Below are 17,645 nucleotides of genomic sequence, written 5' to 3' on the forward strand. Positions count from 1 at the left end.
GGTGGTCGGCGGGGCCGTCGGGTGGGGACTGCCCGGGGCAATCGCGGGTCAGCTCATGGGGGGGCTCTTGCGGGGGCTCATGGCCTGGCTCACTCGGCGGGTATGTCGCTCCCGCTCCGTTCCGACGCGCGCTTGCGGCGTTCCTCTGCCGCGTCGATCTGCGCCTGCTGGGCCGGCGTCAGCGCGTCGGTGTTCTTCGCGGCGACCGCCTCCTTCTGTGCCCTGGCGCGCGCCATGGCCGCTTCGATCAGCGCCTTCTTCGGGTCATCGGTGGCCGGTGCGGCGTCGGCGGCCGGGGCTGTGCCGTCGGCCGGCTTGACCGCCGGCTTGGCGGCATTGCGTGCGGCCAGCTTGGCGGCCTTCTCTTCCTTTTCGCGGTCGGCGCGCCAGTTGCGGAATTCGAAACGCTCGCGCGCCGAATCGGCAGCGTCCTTGTCGCGTTCACGCGCCCAGATTTCACTCTTGGCGTAGCGGTAGTAATCGACCAGCGGAATATGCGACGGGCACACGTAGGCGCAGCAGCCGCATTCGATGCAGTCGAACAGCTTGTATTCCTGTGCGCGACCGAAGTTGCGCGCCCGCGAATGCCAGTACAGTTCGAACGGTTGCAGGTCAGCCGGACAGGCGCGTGCGCATTCGCCGCAGCGGATGCACGGCAGTTCCGGCTCGGGCGGTGCAAACAGCGTGGGCGACGACGCGAGCAGGCAATTGGTGGCCTTGACCACCGGCGCATCGATGTTGGGCAGCGGAATGCCCATCATCGGGCCGCCCATGATGAGCTTGTCGGTGTCGGGCTTCAGGCCGACGGCGGCAAACAGATGCGAGATCGGTGTGCCGATGGCGACGTCGAAATTGCGCGGCCGCTCGACGTTGCCAGCCACCGTGACGATGCGCCGGGTCAGGGCTTCGCCGTGCTCCAGCGCACGCCACACGGCCAGCGCGGTGGCGACGTTGAAGCACTGCACGCCGTAATCGGTCGAACGGCTGCCGTGCGGCACCTCGATGCCGGTCAGTACGCGGATCAGCTGCTTGGCGCCGCCGGCCGGGTAGCGCGTCGGCACCACGACGACTTCGAGCGAGGCGTGGCCCAGCGCCTGCGCTGCGGCCTTCAGCGCGGCAGCAGCGTCCGGCTTGTTGTCCTCCAGCGCCACCAGTACCTGTTTCGCTGCCAGCATGCGCTGCATGATCAGCGCGCCGCGCAGGATGTTTTCGGGCTCGGCACGCATCAGCATGTCGTCGCAGGTGATGAAGGGCTCGCACTCGGCTCCGTTGATCACCAGCGTGTCGGTGTGACCGGACTTGCCGGGGTTGAGCTTCAGGTGGCTCGGAAACACCGCACCGCCCAGACCCACCACGCCGGCATCGCGCAGGAAGTCCCGGATTTCGCCCGGCGCGGCGGCGTGCCAGTCGAACGGCTCGCGCTCGATGGCGATGTCCTGCCCGTCCGGCTCGATCACCACGGCCGGTGACGACAGACCCGATGCATGCGGCATCGGCCGTGGCTCGATGGCGACCACGTGGCCCGACGTGGGCGCATGCACCGCGCTCGATACATTGCCGTCGGCCGCACCGATGCGCTGGCCGCGCAGCACCCTGTCGCCAAAGCTCACCAGCGGTCGCGGTGTGCCGCCGATGTGCTGGTGCAGCGGAATGACGAGCTGCGGCGGCAGTGCCAGGCGGGCGATCGGTTCGCGCGTCGACGCCGACTTGTTCGGATCGGGCTTGACGCCGCCGTTGAACGAAAAGAGCTTGTTCAGCATGTCAGGCCGCTTCCTTCGCGGGCAGCGTTGCCGGCTGCACCTTCAGTTCGAACACCGGGTAGCGCCATTTCCAGCTCTCGACCGTTTCGGTCACCGGCACCATGTCGATGCAGTCGGCCGGGCAGGGCGGCACGCACAGTTCGCAGCCGGTGCACAGGTCGGCGACGATGGTGTGCATCTGCTTGGCGGCGCCGACGATGGCGTCCACCGGGCAGGCCTGGATGCACAGCGTACAGCCGATGCAGGTTGCCTCGTCGATGACCGCAACCGACTTCGGTTTTTCGACGCCGTGTTCGGCATTCAGCGGCTTGTATTCCCGGCCCAGCAGATCGGCCAGCTTGCGCACGCCTTCGTCGCCGCCCGGCGGGCACTGGTTGATGTCGGCGTCGCCGCCGGCGATCGCCGTGGCGTAGGGCTTGCAGCCGGGGTAGCCGCACTGGCCGCACTGCGTCTGCGGCAGGATGGCGTCGATCTTGTCGACCAGCGGGTCGCCCTGTGTCTTGAACAGCACCGATGCGGCGCCCAGCGTCGCACCGAGCACCAGCGCCAGACCGGCCATGACGAGCAGCGCCGTGATCACGAATCCAGCCCTGCAAAACCCATGAAGGCGAGGCTCATCAGGCCGGCCGTGATCATGGCGATGGCGTTGCCCCGGAAGGGCGCGGGAATGTCGGCGCCGTCGAGCCGTTCGCGGATGCTGGCGAACAGCACCAGCGCCAGCACGAAACCGGCCGCCGACGCAAAGCCGAACAGCAGAGATTCGAGCAGGTCATGCGCCATCGAGGCGTTGAGCAGCGGCACACCGAGCACGGCGCAGTTGGTCGTGATCAGCGGCAGGTAGATGCCCAGCACCTGGTGCAGCAGCGGGCTGGTCTTCTGGATCACCAGTTCGGTCAGCTGCACGATGGCGGCGATCACCACGATGAAGCTCAGCGTCGACAGATAGCCGAGATCGAAGGGCTTGAGCAGGAAGGTGTCGATCAGGTAGCTGGTGCCGCACGCGAGCGTCAGCACGAACATCGTTGCCAGACCCATGCCCACCGCGGTTTCCAGCTTCTTCGACACGCCCATGAAGGGGCACAGGCCGAGAATGCGCACGAACACCACGTTATTGACCAGCGCGGCACCCAGCAGCAGATAGAGGTAACTCGTCATGACGGGGCGAAGGTTCGCCAGGGGTTTACTGCACGTCGCGGCACACGGTGCGCCGCGAAACCGCTGAATTATCCGTTAGTGCAGCGCAGCACTCAAGCTGCCGGGCCCATCCGTGGCCGGTTATGGCTGCAAAACCCGGTCCCGAACCACTTCAGAGAAAGGTCATCAACCCGACGCTCAGCAGCCCGTAGATCGCGATCACGGTCAGGAAGTAGTTTTCATCTTCCGCCCGCGTGACCTTGCGGCCCATCACGAAAGAGCGCGCATACACCTCGCCCTTCACGAAGGCATACACGGTGTAGATCGCGAGTGCGACGCCGATCAGCTTGAACATGCGTGCCGCCCGCCCTACTTGAGCAGGCCGCTCAGCATGCCGAGGGCGTTCTGCATGGCGTCGCCTTCCGGTACCTGACCATTCGGCGTGATGCCATCGATCACTTGCGGCAGCAGCGCACTCAGCTCGCCCGACACGTCCTGCGACGACAGCCCGAGCTGCTGCGCAATCTGGCCGATCTGTCCGCTGCCGAGCACCGATTGCAGCTGTTCGGGCGAAATCGGCAGGTTCTGTCCGGTGCCGACCCAGGACGACACCAGATCGCCCAGACCCTGGTCCTGAAAGGCGGCGATCAGCCCCTGCAGGCCGCCGGTCTGCGGGTTGTTGATCAGGCCCATCAACAGCTGCAACAGGCCGGAACCCTGTGCGCCACTCTGGCCGGACAGCGCGCCGGCCACCTGACCTGCGATCGAATCGAACAGACCCATGGTGTATCTCCAGAAACAATGTTGAGGATGCGGGTCGCAGTGTAACGCCCTGCGCCCGGACCGCCGACACGGGTGACCGCTCCGGCCGCCTCACCCCATCAGGGCGCCGGCATCGGCCAGCAGGGTGCGCAGCAGCGAGCGGTGGCAGTGCGCCTCGTCGGCGCAGTAGCAGCCAACGGAAAAGTCGGTCCGGTGCGACAGCGCCGCCAGCAGCGCGATCGTGTGCCGCGCGTCCGGTGCGTCCATTTCGGCGCGGTAACGCTTCGCGAACGCCGGCCAGTGCGCGGGCGACGGATCGGCTTTCCACTGCTTGAGCGTGTCCGCGGAGGGTGCCAGCGCCGGAAACCACAGGTCGTACCAGTCGCGCGCAGCGAGCTCGGCCTTCGGCACGCCACGCGGCGGCCGCCGCACGGTGCCCAGCCGCAGCCCTTCGCCGGGCAGGCGCGGGCTGCCGAGTTTCACGATGAACACCGTCATGCCGGATTCATCCATCCCGTCCGAACTGCGGCCTGCGCCGTGCCACGAAGGCCTGGACGGCTTCGGCAAAGTCGGCGCTGGCAGCGCTGCGCCCGAAGGCAGCCGCCTCGGCCGCCAGCTGAGCGGCCAGCGGCTGACCGGCTGGGCCGTCGGCGGCGGCGTTCAGCAGACGCTTGATCTCGGCGTACGCGTGGCGTGGGCCGCGGGTGAGGCGGGTCACTTCATCGGCAAGGGCTGCCTCGAAATCGGCCACCGGCACGACGCGTTCGACCAGACCGAGCGCCTTCGCTTCGTGTGCGTCGAAGCGGCGCGCGCTCCACATCAGCTCGCGCGCGCGTCGTTCGCCCAGCGCGCGGCTCAGGAAGGCGGACTGCCCGCCGGCCCCCGGCTGGGCCAGCGCGATGCCGGCGGTGCTGAACAGCGCGTCGTCGGCGGCCAGGGCGAAGTCGGACGCCAGCATCAGCGACAGGCCATAGCCGACACAGTCGCCGCGCACTGCCGCGATCACCGGCTGGTGCGCCGCGCGCAGCGCAACGATGACCGGATTGACCTGTTCGGCGACCAACGCCTCGAACGACGCCTGGCGCGCTGCCGGTTCGAGCGCCAGACCTTGCGCGAATTCATGCACGTCGCCGCCGGCGCTGAAACTGGCGCCGTCGCCGCGCAGCACGAGCAGTTCGCAGGCCGGGTGGGACAGCACCGCGCCGACTGCCAGCCGCAGCGCGCGCATCATCGCCGCGCTGTAGGCGTTGCGCCGCGCCGGGCGCGACATCGTCACGACGGCAACGCCGCCGTCGAAGTGGGTCAGGATGCGGCCGTCGCTATCGTTATCTGTCTGTGCATTCATGTTCAGCCTCCCTGGGCGGTCTTGATCGAACTGCGTCAGCCGTACCGAAGTCGCCGTTCGTACCGGCGGCCGGCAAACCCGGACGGATGCCCCGACGTTTGCGCATCATTCGTTCTGCGTGGCCGGCGGATTCCGGCCCCGTGCTTGCCCGTCGAGCGTGAATTCGAAGACTGCACCGACGCCGACGTTTCCGCGCGCCCGGATGTCGCCGCCATGGAGGTGGACGATGCGATGCACGATGCTCAGCCCGACGCCCGAGCCGTTGTATTCGCTCGCCAGATGCAGCCGGCGGAAAGGCTCGAACAGATGACGGGCATAAGCCATGTCGAAGCCGGCGCCGTTGTCGGTCACCCGGTACCACTGACGGCCGTCCTCGACGAAGGCGTCAATGGCCACGCGCGGCTCGGCCGCCTTCGCCGAGTACTTGCAGGCGTTGCCGAGCAGGTTCTGCCACACCTGGGCCAGCATCGCTTCGTCGCCGGTGGCGAATGGCAGGTCGCCGATGCGCAGCGTGGTTTGACCGGTCTCGCCCATGTCCTCAAGCAGCGCCCAGGCGCGGGCGGCGCTGGCCGCCATGTCGATGCGCACTGGCTCGATCGGGTACCGCGTGGCGCCGGCGAGACGGGTCAGCGCCTCGATGATGTCGTCCATGCGGCGTGCGACGTTGTCGATGCGCTCGGCATGCCGCAGCACCTTGTCGATGTTGCCGGACTGCAGATCGTCACGCAGCATGCTGGAAAAGCCGCGGATGATGCGCAGCGGCCCGCGCAGGTCGTGCGAAATCGAGGCGGTCAGCGTTTGCAGCTCACTCTCGGTGCCGGCCAGTGCGGTCCGTGTCTGGGCCAGTGTTTCGGCCTGCCGGTGCGCCGATTCGGTCAGCGCGTCGTAGGCGGTACGCAGTGCGTCGCTCTCGCGCAGCAGGTCGGTGACGTCACGGATGATGGAAAACACCGCGCGCGCGCCGTCCGAACCGAATTCCCCGGATGACACCAGACAGGCGCGCAGGGCGCCGTCGGCCCTGCGCAGGCGCACCGGCGTGCTGCTCACTTCGCCGTCGACACGCATCAGCTCGCGCAGGGTGCGCAGTCCATCCGGATCGACCAGGGCCGGCAACGCGTCGATCGGCTGACCGATGAGCGCGTCCGCCTCGGCGCCCGCCAGCCGGCACAGTGCGTCATTGACATCGAGCACGCGGCCGCTGTGATACTCGCTGATCAGCATGGCGTCGGGGTGATGGGTGAATGCTCGGGCCAGCCGATCTTCCGCCCGCTGCAATGCCTGTTCCGCCTCGGCGCGCCGGATGCGTTCGCGCGCGGTCTCGGCCCGGCGGCGACGCAGTCGCAGCGCCAGCCAGCCCAATGCGACCGCCGCTGTCGCGCCGAGCAGCATCAGGTCCATGCGCTGGGTGACCACGCGTGCCTCAAGCGCGCTGCGGTCGGCTGCGTCACGATGGCTGTGCAGCCATTTCATGCGCAGGGCATCGAGCGTGCCGGCGTGTTCGAGTTCGTTCAGCGCACCGTTCAGCACCGCGCGCAGCGCCTCGTTGTCCGGCGCGACCGCAAAGCCGTAGTCCTGCAGCTGAAGCATGAAGTTGCTCGCCACCACCGTGTCGTAGCGGCCGCTGTCCAGCAACTTGTCGCCGTAGGCACGCGGCATCAGCGCAAACACGGCGCTGCCGTTGCGCACGGCCGCGAGCGCGGCGGCGTGGTCCGCAACGTTCAGGAAGCGGTACTGTTCGCCGGCAAGGAAATTCTCCCGGGTTTCGCGCATCGGTTCGCTGTCGGGCACGGCAATGATGCCGCGCGACAGGTCAGCCAGCGATACCGGTGCACGGTCGTCGCGCCGGTGATAGATCGACATGGCCGGTGTGGCATGCGCGATCGCGAACGCTGCCCAGTGCTCGCGACTGCGCGTGCGCGACATCGCGATCAGGTCCAGTTCGCCGGCACGGAAGCCGGCCTCGATGGCGGACCAGTCGTCGAGCCGCGGGACAATGTCGAGCCCGGTGACGCGCGCCAGTTCGGCGATCAGTTCAATCTGGAAACCTTGCGGCCGGCCGTTCTCGTCGATGAATTCGAAGGGCCGGAAGTCGCGGTCGCCGCCGTAGCGCAGGGTGTCGGCGAATGCCGCGCTGCAGGCGCCGAAGCAGAGCATGCCGATGAGCAGCGGGCGCAGTGCGGCACGGTAAATTCCGGTGCTGCGCAGACCGGGAGCCGGCCGGCAGATGGGTATCAAGTGCTTCGGGCGTAACCGGTGCGTCATTGCGTGAATCAAGTGGGCTGCAGCGGCTGCGGACACCTCCCCTGTGTGGCCCGGACACCCTGCAGGGCGCAAGACTACAAGAGATTCATGCAGTGGCGGCATGCTGCGCGCTTGGCATGGAGTCTGCGGCGTGTCCGCGCCTTGCTTTGCGTGCGAACTGTCCCGGACGTTCTGTTGCAGGTGCTGGCAGAGCGTCGGATATGCGACCGATGCGCGCGTCGGACAAACGGTACGCCATCAGGGACCGCGTTTTGCGTCGCCGATCGGCGACCGACGATTCACGACCGGGGAGTCAAGGTGACGATGGGCTATGCGGCTGCAGGAGGCGTCATGTGTTGTCCGCACACCGGGCACCGGCAGGGCGTGCGGGTGCAGGCAGTTCGGTGGGGCAGGGCGTATCAGTCGAGCCCGCCCGGATCGCGGGCGGCTTCTGCAACCCATGACGGATGCAAGGGCCTATGATGAAGGTGACCCCGTGCATTCGTGGCTGGTTGAATGCCGAACGGTCCATCGGCGTCCGGACCGTCCGGAATCGGGCGCATCCGGCGTGCGCCGACGGGCCATTTCGATCGGCAGGAGGGGCCTGTGCCGCCCGCCTGTATGGAACGATTTTCCATGCGACCGGGCGCGGCAAAGCACTGCTCAAGTGATTCCTTCCTGCTGCCGATACTGATGCACGTCCCGTTCGGCACATGAGGACATCGAGGAGACCACACGCAATGCAGGACACCCCCCGCGACATGGCGGCTCGCGAGCAATCGGCCTCTCCCGCGGACACGGTCGCCCTGCGCGCGCTGATCGTCGAAGACAATCCGGTTGACCTGTGCGTACTGCTGGTCCGCCTGAGGGCAGGTGGCTACGACGTCACGTCGGTGTGCGTCGAAACACCGGGCGGGTTGCGCGATGCGCTGGTGCGTGGGGGCTGGGACATTGTCATCAGCGACTACCTGCTGCCGACCTTCAATGGTCTGGACGCACTGAACATCGTCAAGCGCTTCGACCCCGATCTGCCGCTCATCATCGTGTCAGGCGGGATCGGCGAAGACATCGCGGTCGAGGCGATGCGGGCCGGCGCACAGGATTACCTGCTGAAGAAGAACCTGCAGCGCCTGCCGGCCGTCGTCCACCGAGAGCTGAAGAAGGCGGCAGCGCAACGCGAGCAGCTGGCCGCGAATGCGGTGCTGCGCGAGAGCGAACTGCGCCTGCAGAGCATTCTCGCCACGCTGGAAGACATCATCTGGTCGATCGATCTCAGAACGCAGCGACTGGTCTATCTCAACCCGGCTGCAGTCAATATCTACGGCGTACCGGCGGAGGCATTCCTCGACGGCCGCATCGACTGGCTCGACATGGTGCACCCGGACGACCGTGAGCGCATGCGCCATTCACTCAAGGATGTGTCGAAGGTCGGCAGTCTGGCGAGCGAGTATCGCATCGTGCGCCCCGATGGCGAGGTACGCTGGATACACGACCGCGCGCGCGTCGTATGCAACGAATCCGGCACGCGCGTGCGCGTGGACGGCATCGCCCGCGACGTGACCGAGCACAAGTTCAGCGAAGCCAAGCTTTACCAGGCGGCCAATTTCGATGCCCTGACCGGCCTGCCCAACCGCGCCATGCTGAGCGATCGTCTCAATCGTGCGCTGGCCCGCCAGGCGGATGGCAAAACCATTCTGGCCGTGCTGTTCGTCGACATCGACCGTTTCAAGGTGATCAACGACAGCATGGGTCACGACGCCGGCGACGAACTGCTGCGCCAGATCACCGAGCGCCTGTCGCTCGCCTTGCGCGCGAGCGACACGCTGGCCCGTCTGGGCGGCGACGAATTCGTCATCGTGCTGCCCGACCTGCACCGCGCGGCCGACGCCGAAACGGTGTGCCGCAACGTGATGCGCGCCATCGAGCCGCCGGTCGAACTGCTCGGCCATCCCATCTACTGCACCGCCAGCATGGGCGTGGCGCTGTTCCCGTCCGACGGCGAGGACGCAGGCACGCTGCTCAAGCACGCCGACCTCGCGATGTACCGGGCGAAGAAGGAAGGGCGCAACACGCTGCGCTTCTACAGCCCGGAAGAGGGCGGCGCGGCCAACAACCGGCTCGAACTGGAACGCGAACTGCGCGCGGCGCTGGCCAACGATGAATTCGAACTGCACTACCAGCCCAAGGTCGATCTCACGCGCGACGGACGCGTCGCCGGCTTCGAGGCGCTGGTGCGCTGGCGCCACCCGCGCCGCGGCCTGCTGTCGCCGCTGGAATTCATACCGCTGGCCGAAGAGACCGGCCTGATCGTACTGATCGGCACCTGGGTGCTGCGCGAAGCCTGCACCCAGGCATGCATCTGGGTGAAGGAATTCGGCCGGCACCTGCGCATGGCGGTGAACCTGTCCGCCCGCCAGTTCGCCGGCAGTGATCTGGTGGAAACGGTCACCAGCGCGCTGCGCGACAGCGGCCTTGACGCCGGCAACCTGGAAGTGGAAATCACCGAATCGCTGCTCATGCAGGACGCCGGCAAATCGGTGCGCGTGCTGCGCCAGATCAAGGATATGGGCGTGTCGATCGCAGTGGACGACTTCGGCACCGGTTATTCCAGTCTCGCCTACCTGAAGCGCTTTCCGCTGGACGTGATCAAGATCGACCGCTCTTTCGTGCGCGACATTTCCGACGACCCGGACGACGCCGCCATCTGCGCATCCATTCTCGCCATGGCCCACGCGCTGCGCATGGATGTCGTTGCCGAAGGCGTCGAAACGATGCCGCAGCTTGCCTTCCTGCAGGAGCACGGCTGTCAGGTCATGCAGGGCTACCTGTTCAGCCACCCGCTGCCGGCTGCCGACGCGAGCGCGCTGCTCGCCAGTGGGCGACGCCAGCCGCTCAGCGGAAGCGGGATTGCCGTCGTCTGAACGGCGGGTTGTCGGCTATTCGGCCAATAGCGGGTGCGTGATATGTCGCGGTAGGACGCCCTTGCTTGATGCCGACTTCCAGCCGACGTGCCGGTTTCGCAACCTCGCTGCCGAGTTCGCGCCCCTCTTCCTGCACCATCACCCTGGAGCACATTGAGCACATCGAGCACAGTGGAGCACAACGAGCACATTGAGCACCGGTTTCCCTAACCAAGCCATTGAATTTTTGCAGGTAGTGCTGCTTCTTATGTGCGGATTCATGCGATCTCAGTGATCCGTTTGGAGTTGAAACTCTATTCGTTCAAGACTTTCAGATGTCAGCGTAAATGGATCCAGTTGGCGCCATATCATGCGAACTCACTCGTTGCGAAAGCCTGTTCGCACAAGAGATACTTGTTTTGGGACAAGGCTAACTGCGAGGTAACGACATGGCTTCTGTAAGACAAGCAGGCGTCAAGAAACTGAAAATGTCAGAGCGGGCGCAACAACAACTCGAGCTCCATTTCCCTTCATTCGAATCCGTGTGGCTATGGACCCGCAAACAAAACGACGGCTACACGACGCTGCCGCGGACCCTTCCTTATGCCATGCAAGCGATCGATGATCAGTCAAAAGGACAGCCCGCAGGTCATGCATTATTCTGCCTCTGGGCGCGATCCCCGGATCATCCGCTAGTGACTATTGAGAATCCTGCAACCTTTGCGGCAGAGGTAGGATTCAGCGGGGAGCGTGCTGTAGATACATGGCGTCGAAGGATGAAGCGGCTTCAAGAACTAAAGTTCATTTGCGCGAAAAAAGGACCTTCAGGCGACTTTCACTACGTGCTCCTATTGAACCCGAACGTTGCGGTGGAGGCTATGTGGCGAAAAAAGATTGTGCAGACGGACCTATACAGTCGCTTCGTGAACCGCCTTACAGAAGTCGGTGGTTATAGCGACCTAGAAGCCATCCGTGCCGTTTGGGATGCGCCGCCTTCACCCGCCGCTGCGCCACTGGAGAAAGAAGTGTCGGAAAGTGTCCCAGTAACAGGGTCATCTCTTCAGGGGGCATCATGAACATTCGGAGGCCTAGAGAAAATTCCGACAGTGCTTACTGTGCATTCAAGAACGACCAAGCACGAATGTGGGCACTTATTTCTCGCGATCTTCGGTTTGTGCTGATCGCTTTGATTGCGGGTCCGAGTGCCCTGCATTTCATTGCAAACTGGCAGCAATTTTGGCGCTTAACAGGCTGGTGAGAAACACCGCTCCTGTTTCCGGGTGCGGGTTTTGAGGCAGACTTCTACCTCGACTCGTCCTTCTACTTTTCCATATACACCTCCGTCATGCCTCGATTGTGAGGCTACAGGGTGTCTAGAAGGCCCGGGTCGATACATTCACGGGTTTCGCATCAGCCTGTTGGAGAGTATCCGAAGTGTTCGATTTCAGAGCTGATACGCCACCTTCTCCCCCTCGACCTTCACCTTCCCCGTCGCCTGCAGATGCCTGACGATCGCGGCTACCTCAGCCTTGGAAATGCCCTTCGGAAAAAGCGCTGTAACCGTAGTCGTTAGTGTTTTCAGTGTTCTTGGACGTGAGTTGCCGCGCGTTTTCAGGTTGGCGACCACCATCGCGAAGCGGTCGACCTTTTTCGGGGCGGATGCTGCAGTGGGTTTTGGCGGCGTGGGTTTTGCGGATTTTGGCAGGGTCGGCGAGGCGACGACCGGTTTCGGTGCAACGACGATGGGCGTCGGTGCCGTGGGCGCGATCGGCTTCGGTGGCAGATGGCCTGTGTTGTTCGGGCATCGGAAGTGCCCCTTCTGATTCAGTACGACTTCGAACTTCTGCTTGATCGACATGCTGCCAAGTAGGGTATTCACCGTCTTGCAGCACGCAACGCAGTTGTCGTCACCATTGGCGCCGCCCTTTGCAATGGCCAGCAGGTGTTCGATGCTTGCGCTGTCCCGGGGCAGGGGCTGTTTGCAGAAGAAGCACAGGCCACCCTGAACGAACAGCAGGCGGTCGAGCGGTTTGGTCGGCATGGTCGTTGCAGTCTCCAGTCGGTCAACTACCCGGACATGCTAGCCGATCTGCGTGCAGCTATCCGTTGGGCATCGACCGCATTCTGCTCAGGACTGCGGCATGTCCTGACGTACGTATGAGCTGGCGGTTGCGCAGCGCCGATGCTGCTGAGCGTCGCCGCGAAGTTACGTCCATTTCAGATCAATCGTCCGGCGCGACGCGGCGCAGTCGCGCAGATAGAGATTGATCAGGCTCTGGTAGGGAATGCCGGTCTCTGCTGCGAGTGACTTGAAGTACTGGATCGATTCTTCGTCGAGCCGGATCGTGATCTGCTTCTTGAGTTGTGCCGCGTGGGGGTTCTTTGTTGCTTTCGAGAAGTCGTATTCGGGGCGCAAGGTCATGTCCTGTCAGCAAACATCGCTTCGCGGAGCGTTGCGCGTCTGGTCGAAATGATGCGAATGATGCGATCTGCAGTGCGATAGCAATGACACACCACCAGCAGCGTCTGGCCGTGTCCGTAACCCGGCAGAACAAATATGTCTTCGTCTGCCGAGTGATCCGGGTCCGCGATCAATCGCGCGTGCTCGTCAGAGAAGGCGGTTCTTGCCTCTTCTAAGCTGACGCCGTGCTTCCGTAGATTGGCGACCGCTTGTCGCTCGTCCCATTCGAAAACGATCACGACGATGATCCTAGTGTAACTACAGTGTAGTTACAGTTCAAGGACGTGATGGACTGTGTGAGGGCAGCGGTGGCCATCGTCGGATCAGTGCGCAGGGGTGTGGCCGAATATACCAAAGGGATTCTTTGAGCGAGAAATCCGCGCTGCGTTGCCGGTCAGCGCCGAGGCGTGCTGTACACTTCGACCAACCTCCATCCGATCTTCTCTTCGTGCCAGACATTCCCACCACATTCGCCGTCGACGGACCGCTTGCGCGGGCGATCGACGGGTTCACGCCGCGTGCGCAGCAGACGGAAATGGCCGAGCGGGTGGCGGCGGCGATCGAACAGCGCGGGGTGCTGGTGGTCGAGGCGGGCACCGGGACGGGCAAGACCTACGCTTATCTCGTGCCGGCGCTGCTCTCCGGCACCAAGGTGATCGTGTCGACCGGCACCAAGACGCTGCAGGACCAGTTGTTCCAGCGCGACCTGCCGACAGTGCGCGGCGCGCTGGGCGTGCCAGTGACCATTGCGCTGCTGAAGGGGCGCGCCAACTATCTGTGCCACTACCACCTCGAACGGTCCCTGCACGACGGCCGGCTGGGCTCGCGCGAAGAGGCCGGGCATCTGCAGGCCATCGCGCGCTGGGCCAAGGTGACGAACAGTGGCGACAAGGCGCAGTGCACCGAGGTGCCGGAAGAGTCGGGCGCCTGGCAGATGGCCACTTCGACGCGCGACAACTGTCTGGGCCAGGATTGTCCGAACGCGAAGGAATGCTTCGTCACCGCGGCGCGGCGCGAGGCGATGGAGGCGGACGTGGTGGTGGTGAATCACCATCTGTTCTTCGCCGACCTGATGCTGCGTGACGAAGGCGTGGCCGAACTGCTTCCGGCCTGCAATGCGGTGGTGTTCGACGAAGCGCATCAGCTTGCCGAGACCGCCAGCCTGTTCTTCGGCGAGTCGGTATCGACTTCGCAGATGCTGGAGCTGGCGCGCGACACACGCGCCGAGGCCGTCATCAATGCCAAGGACTTCAAGCAGTTACCCGAAGCCGCCGAGCGCATGGCCAAGACGGCGCGCGACCTGCGGCTGGTGTTCCGCGAAGAGAACGTGCGCCTGTCGGCGGCGCAGATCGACGAGCGCGCTGCGTTCGCGCCGGCACTGGCCACCGTGCTGGACGCCTTGCGCGAGCTGGCCGGCGTGCTCGAAACCCAGGCCGGGCGCAGCGAGGGACTGGAAAAGTGCTGGCAGCGCTCGCTCGATCTGGTGGCGCGCATCGAACGCTGGCAGAAGCCTGACCAGCCCGACCGCGTGCGCTGGGCCGAGGTGTATACGCAGGCGCTGGCGCTGAACGCCACGCCGCTGTCGGTGGCCGACATTTTCCGGCGCCAGATGGAAGACAACCCGCGGGCGTGGATTTTCACGTCGGCCACGCTGGCGGTCGGCGGCGACTTCGGCCATTACTGCGGCGAACTGGGCCTGGCCGGCGCCGAGACCGCGCAGTGGGGCAGCCCCTTCAACTACGGCGAACAGGCGCTGCTGTATGCGCCCGAAAACATGCCCGAACCGTCCGCGCCCACCTACGCCGAAGCGGTGGCGCGCACCGCCTGGCCGCTGATCAAGGCCTGCCGCGGTGGCGTGTTCGTGCTGTGCACCTCGCTGCGCGCGATGAAGCGCATCCACGAACTGATCGAGGACAAGCTGTCGGCCTACGATCCTGACCGCCCGCTGCTGATGCAGGGCCAGGCCACGCGCAGCGAGCTGCTCGAGCGGCACCGCGCCGCCGGCAACGCCGTGCTGGTCGCCAGCCAGAGTTTCTGGGAAGGCGTGGATGTGCGTGGCGACGCGCTGCAGCTGGTCATCATCGACAAGCTGCCGTTCGCACCGCCGGACGACCCGGTATTGTCGGCGCGCATCGAACACATGAAGCGCGAAGGCCGCAACGCGTTCATGGATTACCAGCTGCCGCATGCCGTGATCAGCATGAAGCAGGGCGCAGGCCGGCTGATCCGCGACGAGCGCGACCACGGTGTGCTCGTCGTGTGCGACCCGCGCCTGATCGACAAGCACTACGGCAAGACCATCTGGCGCAGCCTGCCGCCGATGCGCCGCACGCGCAGCGAAGACGTGGCGGTGGAGTTTCTCGAGAGCCTGGGCGGCTGAGCCGGGCCGCGAGGGCGCGGCCCGCGGCAGACTCAGTGTGCGTTGAAGTACTGGCGGATCGCCTCGTCGGAGGTGTGGGTGTTCAACTCGCTGACGTTGATCGACAGGCTGCCGGTGGCCCACAGGTAGTGCTTGCGGAACCACGCGTAGAGCTCGTCCGACGCCTTGTCTATCGCGCCCAGGCGGCCCGACTCGATCAGGTATTGCAGCGCGCGGTCCGCCCCGGGGGTGTGCTCGGTCACGGCGCGATGCTTTTCGAGCGGCTGGAAAAGGCGGCCCACATCGAGTGCGGTGACCGATTGCGGGCGCTCGGCCAGACGGCGCTCCAGTCTGTCTATTGCGGCCGTCCACGACGGGCCGAGTTTGAAGCGCCTGCGCAGACTTGCGGTCCAGTTTTGCAGAAGCGCAACATAGGTTTGTTCGGTGGCCTTTTCGCTCATCATGTTGGCGTTATCCTTATGCTCGGTCGCCGGTGACGCGGGCATTCAGCCGACGTCGTCCAGAGCGCTTTTACGGTTGCGCGCCGATCCGGCTTGAGCGGCGAGTGAGCAGGGTGACGCAGCGAAACGAATATTTACCCGCGCGGGGCGCTCCACCCGCGCTGCATCACGGTAGCGGCCCGGTTCATCGTGAATGATCGCTGGACGAGAACCGTATTCAGGTCTGCAGACATGCATCCGGTGCCCCGCTGACAGGGGCCTGTTTTCTTGCACCAATCTACCGGTTACACACCATGGTTTTCGAAGTCTATGGCCGGTTCGAGGTCGAGGTTTGCGAGGAGTCGGGAGCGTGGGTCGCCTACCGGCTCGGTCCCGGCATGCGCCATCGCGACTATGACGTGTCCTTCCCGCGCGGGCTGACGGAAGACCGTCTGGCCGAGGTGCTCACACACAGCTTCCAGGACCTCGCTTCGCCGGGGCTGAACGTGCGGCGCATCCGCTGAAAGCCGTCGCACCGCGCACCTGCCATGTTCGCCTCCCTCGCGCGCATCCCGGACACGCCCGGAACATTCGGCCTGATCTTCTGGGGCGGCGTGTTGCTGGCGCTGCTGATCGCCGTCGGGGTGCTCGCCGTGATCGAGCAGCGCATGTTCAGGGCGCGCGGCAAGGGCGCCAGTGCGTTGTTCGTGCGCCTGTGTTCGCTGCCCATCCTCGCGCTGACCGTGGCCGCCGTGCTGTTCGCCGCGCGCGCGGTGCCGGGCATGGAAGGCCTGGCGGTGTTCTATGTCGCGCTGTTCACGCTGGCGCCACTGCTGTGGTTCGGTCTGCACGGGCTGGCTGGGTGGCTCTCCTCGCCGCGGCTGGGTCGGGGTGAAAGTGCATGGCTGGCGGTCAGCGGCCTGCTGATGCTGTTGCTGCCGGTCGGCATCGTCAGCGCGCTGCAGATACCTTACTTCCATCTGGTGCGCCTGATCGATGGCGCCCGCGTGGCCGCAACCGATCAGCGGCCGCTGCCGCATGACGTGCGGCCGGTGCTGCGTTTCCGGCTCGCCGCCGTCGGCGGCGGCACCGGTGACCTCCTCGTTCAATCGCTGAGTGCGCCAGCGGGTGTGACGGTCGAGCGCGTCGACGCGATGTCGGGTGGTCACTGGGCGGACACCGCGACACAGATGCATCCGTACATGTGCCGCAACGGCGCAGATCTGCATTTCGCATGGCGGCCCGGCACCGCGCTGCCACGGCTCAGGCTGCACTGGCGGGACGCCTCCGGCGCCGCACTGACCGAATTCCAGCCCGCCGATCCGGTCGTGCTGCCGCCGGCCGCGGACTTCCTGCCGCGCTGGCATGGCGGTGGCGTCGATCTGCCGGCGCCCTTGCCGCGCGACATCGTGACCGTCAGCGATCAGGGCGGCGCAGGCGGTTTTTTCCGCGCGCTGCCGGTCAGCCTCGATCACGCCTACGATTGCCTGCTCAGCGGTGACCGCCTGACAGCGGCGTCAGCGGGCGAAGCGGTGAGCGCGCTGCGGATTTCGGTCGACCCCGGCGCGACCGACCGCGGATTGCACGCGCTGTTTGCGAAGCCCGATCCCCGATGAGCGCGCTGTGAGCGCTGCAACATGATCTGCTCGCGGCGGTGATGTACCCTCCGATTCATTCATCCTTTGTGCATCGAACGCGATGAAAACCCTTTACGAAGCGGCCAGCCTCGTCGAAGCCCATCTGCTGAAGGACCTGCTGGCACAGGAAGGCGTGCCGTCGGTGATCCATGGTGAGTTCCTGCAGGGTGGCATGGGCGAACTGCCGGCTGCCGGCCTGGTCCGGCTGGTGGTGGATGATCACCACTATGGCGCGGGGCGTGCGGTCATCGAACGCTGGGAAGCCAGCGCGGTCGGCGACATCGCTGACACTTCGCAGCAGTCGGTGCGTGACGACGCGTCGTCCGACGATGTCACCGCGCCCGCTGGCGAGCAGTCTGGGCACCGGCAGCCCCATCAGCCCCCGCAGCGCCGGCGCGATGGCCGCAACCCCTTCGGCATGTGGATTGCCGTGGCCGTGGTCGCGACGGCATGCTGGCTGTACGCGCGCGCGGTCGAGGCCGTTGAGGTGGTCGAAATCATCGATATCGGCGGTCGCATTGACGGCCGTGCGACGAACGCCGACGCGCTTCCGGTGGTGCCGACCTCTCCCGGGTACGGCGCCGCACAGCGTTTGCGCTGAGTGTC

General features: G+C 65.4%; 18 protein-coding genes. 6 read left to right on the plus strand and 12 right to left on the minus strand.

Going from position 1 to position 17,645, the window contains the following annotated elements:
- Positions 1 to 89: 89 nt before the first annotated feature.
- The 8 genes from rsxC to ACTIFF_RS09210 form a co-directional block, all read right to left on the minus strand.
- On the minus strand, positions 90 to 1,760 hold the full coding sequence (gene rsxC, locus ACTIFF_RS09175; RefSeq protein ID WP_439536543.1) for an electron transport complex subunit RsxC: 1,671 nt from the start codon (positions 1,758 to 1,760) through the stop codon (positions 90 to 92).
- A gap of 1 nt (position 1,761) precedes the next feature.
- Positions 1,762 to 2,340: an electron transport complex subunit RsxB gene (rsxB, locus tag ACTIFF_RS09180; protein WP_439536544.1), complete on the minus strand. Its 579-nt coding sequence runs from the start codon at positions 2,338 to 2,340 to the stop codon at positions 1,762 to 1,764.
- Positions 2,337 to 2,915, minus strand: coding sequence for an electron transport complex subunit RsxA (rsxA, locus tag ACTIFF_RS09185; protein ID WP_069040029.1), 579 nt, complete (start codon positions 2,913 to 2,915; stop codon positions 2,337 to 2,339). The genes rsxB and rsxA overlap by 4 nt, the downstream gene beginning before the upstream one ends.
- A 151-nt stretch (positions 2,916 to 3,066) precedes the next feature.
- Positions 3,067 to 3,249, minus strand: a complete 183-nt coding sequence (locus tag ACTIFF_RS09190) for a hypothetical protein (RefSeq protein ID WP_069040030.1) — start codon at positions 3,247 to 3,249, stop codon at positions 3,067 to 3,069.
- Between the two features lie 14 nt (positions 3,250 to 3,263).
- Positions 3,264 to 3,677, minus strand: a complete 414-nt coding sequence (locus ACTIFF_RS09195) for a YidB family protein (protein WP_439536545.1) — start codon at positions 3,675 to 3,677, stop codon at positions 3,264 to 3,266.
- A gap of 90 nt (positions 3,678 to 3,767) precedes the next feature.
- The gene (locus ACTIFF_RS09200) at positions 3,768 to 4,154 is read right to left on the minus strand and encodes a DUF488 domain-containing protein (protein ID WP_439536546.1); all 387 of its coding nucleotides are present in this window, start codon (positions 4,152 to 4,154) and stop codon (positions 3,768 to 3,770) included.
- Positions 4,155 to 4,161: 7 nt separating this feature from the next.
- On the minus strand, positions 4,162 to 5,001 hold the full coding sequence (locus tag ACTIFF_RS09205) for an enoyl-CoA hydratase/isomerase family protein (protein WP_439536547.1): 840 nt from the start codon (positions 4,999 to 5,001) through the stop codon (positions 4,162 to 4,164).
- Between the two features lie 105 nt (positions 5,002 to 5,106).
- Entirely contained in the window at positions 5,107 to 7,263 is a 2,157-nt protein-coding gene (locus ACTIFF_RS09210) for a transporter substrate-binding domain-containing protein (RefSeq protein ID WP_439536548.1), read from the minus strand.
- Positions 7,264 to 7,982: 719 nt separating this feature from the next.
- On the opposite strand from ACTIFF_RS09210, the gene ACTIFF_RS09215 reads away from it, so the two are divergent.
- Complete coding sequence (locus tag ACTIFF_RS09215) at positions 7,983 to 10,163, plus strand: putative bifunctional diguanylate cyclase/phosphodiesterase (protein ID WP_439536549.1); 2,181 nt, start codon at positions 7,983 to 7,985, stop codon at positions 10,161 to 10,163.
- Positions 10,164 to 10,591: 428 nt separating this feature from the next.
- On the plus strand, positions 10,592 to 11,218 hold the full coding sequence (locus ACTIFF_RS09220) for a hypothetical protein (RefSeq protein ID WP_439536550.1): 627 nt from the start codon (positions 10,592 to 10,594) through the stop codon (positions 11,216 to 11,218).
- A 368-nt stretch (positions 11,219 to 11,586) separates the two neighbouring features.
- Here the strand turns inward: ACTIFF_RS09220 and ACTIFF_RS09225 are convergent, their stop codons facing one another.
- The 3 genes from ACTIFF_RS09225 to ACTIFF_RS09235 form a co-directional block, all read right to left on the minus strand.
- Positions 11,587 to 12,183, minus strand: a complete 597-nt coding sequence (locus tag ACTIFF_RS09225) for an HNH endonuclease (RefSeq protein ID WP_439536551.1) — start codon at positions 12,181 to 12,183, stop codon at positions 11,587 to 11,589.
- Positions 12,184 to 12,348: 165 nt separating this feature from the next.
- Positions 12,349 to 12,564 (minus strand): BrnA antitoxin family protein, encoded by a 216-nt coding sequence (locus tag ACTIFF_RS09230; protein ID WP_439536552.1) that lies wholly within the window; start codon positions 12,562 to 12,564, stop codon positions 12,349 to 12,351.
- Positions 12,561 to 12,842 carry a BrnT family toxin gene (locus tag ACTIFF_RS09235; protein WP_439536553.1) on the minus strand — a complete coding sequence of 94 codons (282 nt, stop codon included), beginning with the start codon at positions 12,840 to 12,842 and terminating at the stop codon, positions 12,561 to 12,563. Before ACTIFF_RS09235 ends, ACTIFF_RS09230 begins: the two co-directional genes overlap by 4 nt.
- 209 nt (positions 12,843 to 13,051) lie before the next feature.
- On the opposite strand from ACTIFF_RS09235, the gene ACTIFF_RS09240 reads away from it, so the two are divergent.
- Positions 13,052 to 14,983, plus strand: coding sequence for an ATP-dependent DNA helicase (locus ACTIFF_RS09240; protein WP_439536554.1), 1,932 nt, complete (start codon positions 13,052 to 13,054; stop codon positions 14,981 to 14,983).
- Between the two features lie 32 nt (positions 14,984 to 15,015).
- Here the strand turns inward: ACTIFF_RS09240 and ACTIFF_RS09245 are convergent, their stop codons facing one another.
- Positions 15,016 to 15,426: a hypothetical protein gene (locus ACTIFF_RS09245; RefSeq protein WP_439536555.1), complete on the minus strand. Its 411-nt coding sequence runs from the start codon at positions 15,424 to 15,426 to the stop codon at positions 15,016 to 15,018.
- Positions 15,427 to 15,716: 290 nt separating this feature from the next.
- Here ACTIFF_RS09245 and ACTIFF_RS09250 point away from each other — a divergent pair, with 290 nt between their 5' ends.
- The 3 genes from ACTIFF_RS09250 to ACTIFF_RS09260 all read left to right on the plus strand — a co-directional run bounded on the left by ACTIFF_RS09250 (position 15,717) and on the right by ACTIFF_RS09260 (position 17,640).
- On the plus strand, positions 15,717 to 15,926 hold the full coding sequence (locus ACTIFF_RS09250) for a DUF7661 family protein (protein WP_439536556.1): 210 nt from the start codon (positions 15,717 to 15,719) through the stop codon (positions 15,924 to 15,926).
- A 24-nt stretch (positions 15,927 to 15,950) separates the two neighbouring features.
- The gene (locus tag ACTIFF_RS09255) at positions 15,951 to 17,018 is read left to right on the plus strand and encodes a hypothetical protein (RefSeq protein ID WP_439536557.1); all 1,068 of its coding nucleotides are present in this window, start codon (positions 15,951 to 15,953) and stop codon (positions 17,016 to 17,018) included.
- An 82-nt stretch (positions 17,019 to 17,100) separates the two neighbouring features.
- Positions 17,101 to 17,640 (plus strand): putative signal transducing protein, encoded by a 540-nt coding sequence (locus tag ACTIFF_RS09260; RefSeq protein ID WP_439536558.1) that lies wholly within the window; start codon positions 17,101 to 17,103, stop codon positions 17,638 to 17,640.
- The last annotated feature ends 5 nt before the right edge of the window (positions 17,641 to 17,645 follow it).

Source organism: Methyloversatilis sp. (genome assembly GCF_051861465.1).
Lineage (GTDB): Bacteria > Pseudomonadota > Gammaproteobacteria > Burkholderiales > Rhodocyclaceae > Methyloversatilis.

Excerpts from the sequence above, each read along its gene's own strand:
- ACTIFF_RS09225 (WP_439536551.1), bottom strand. The coding sequence starts at position 12,183 with ATGCCGACCAAACCGCTCGACCGCCTGCTGTTCGTTCAGGGTGGCCTG.
- ACTIFF_RS09220 (WP_439536550.1), top strand. The coding sequence starts at position 10,592 with ATGGCTTCTGTAAGACAAGCAGGCGTCAAGAAACTGAAAATGTCAGAG.
- ACTIFF_RS09250 (WP_439536556.1), top strand. The coding sequence starts at position 15,717 with ATGGTTTTCGAAGTCTATGGCCGGTTCGAGGTCGAGGTTTGCGAGGAG.
- ACTIFF_RS09245 (WP_439536555.1), bottom strand. The coding sequence starts at position 15,426 with ATGATGAGCGAAAAGGCCACCGAACAAACCTATGTTGCGCTTCTGCAA.
- rsxC (WP_439536543.1), bottom strand. The coding sequence starts at position 1,760 with ATGCTGAACAAGCTCTTTTCGTTCAACGGCGGCGTCAAGCCCGATCCG.
- ACTIFF_RS09230 (WP_439536552.1), bottom strand. The coding sequence starts at position 12,564 with ATGACCTTGCGCCCCGAATACGACTTCTCGAAAGCAACAAAGAACCCC.
- rsxA (WP_069040029.1), bottom strand. The coding sequence starts at position 2,915 with ATGACGAGTTACCTCTATCTGCTGCTGGGTGCCGCGCTGGTCAATAAC.
- ACTIFF_RS09255 (WP_439536557.1), top strand. The coding sequence starts at position 15,951 with ATGTTCGCCTCCCTCGCGCGCATCCCGGACACGCCCGGAACATTCGGC.
- ACTIFF_RS09260 (WP_439536558.1), top strand. The coding sequence starts at position 17,101 with ATGAAAACCCTTTACGAAGCGGCCAGCCTCGTCGAAGCCCATCTGCTG.
- ACTIFF_RS09195 (WP_439536545.1), bottom strand. The coding sequence starts at position 3,677 with ATGGGTCTGTTCGATTCGATCGCAGGTCAGGTGGCCGGCGCGCTGTCC.
- ACTIFF_RS09210 (WP_439536548.1), bottom strand. The coding sequence starts at position 7,263 with ATGACGCACCGGTTACGCCCGAAGCACTTGATACCCATCTGCCGGCCG.
- ACTIFF_RS09200 (WP_439536546.1), bottom strand. The coding sequence starts at position 4,154 with ATGACGGTGTTCATCGTGAAACTCGGCAGCCCGCGCCTGCCCGGCGAA.
- ACTIFF_RS09190 (WP_069040030.1), bottom strand. The coding sequence starts at position 3,249 with ATGTTCAAGCTGATCGGCGTCGCACTCGCGATCTACACCGTGTATGCC.
- ACTIFF_RS09215 (WP_439536549.1), top strand. The coding sequence starts at position 7,983 with ATGCAGGACACCCCCCGCGACATGGCGGCTCGCGAGCAATCGGCCTCT.
- ACTIFF_RS09205 (WP_439536547.1), bottom strand. The coding sequence starts at position 5,001 with ATGAATGCACAGACAGATAACGATAGCGACGGCCGCATCCTGACCCAC.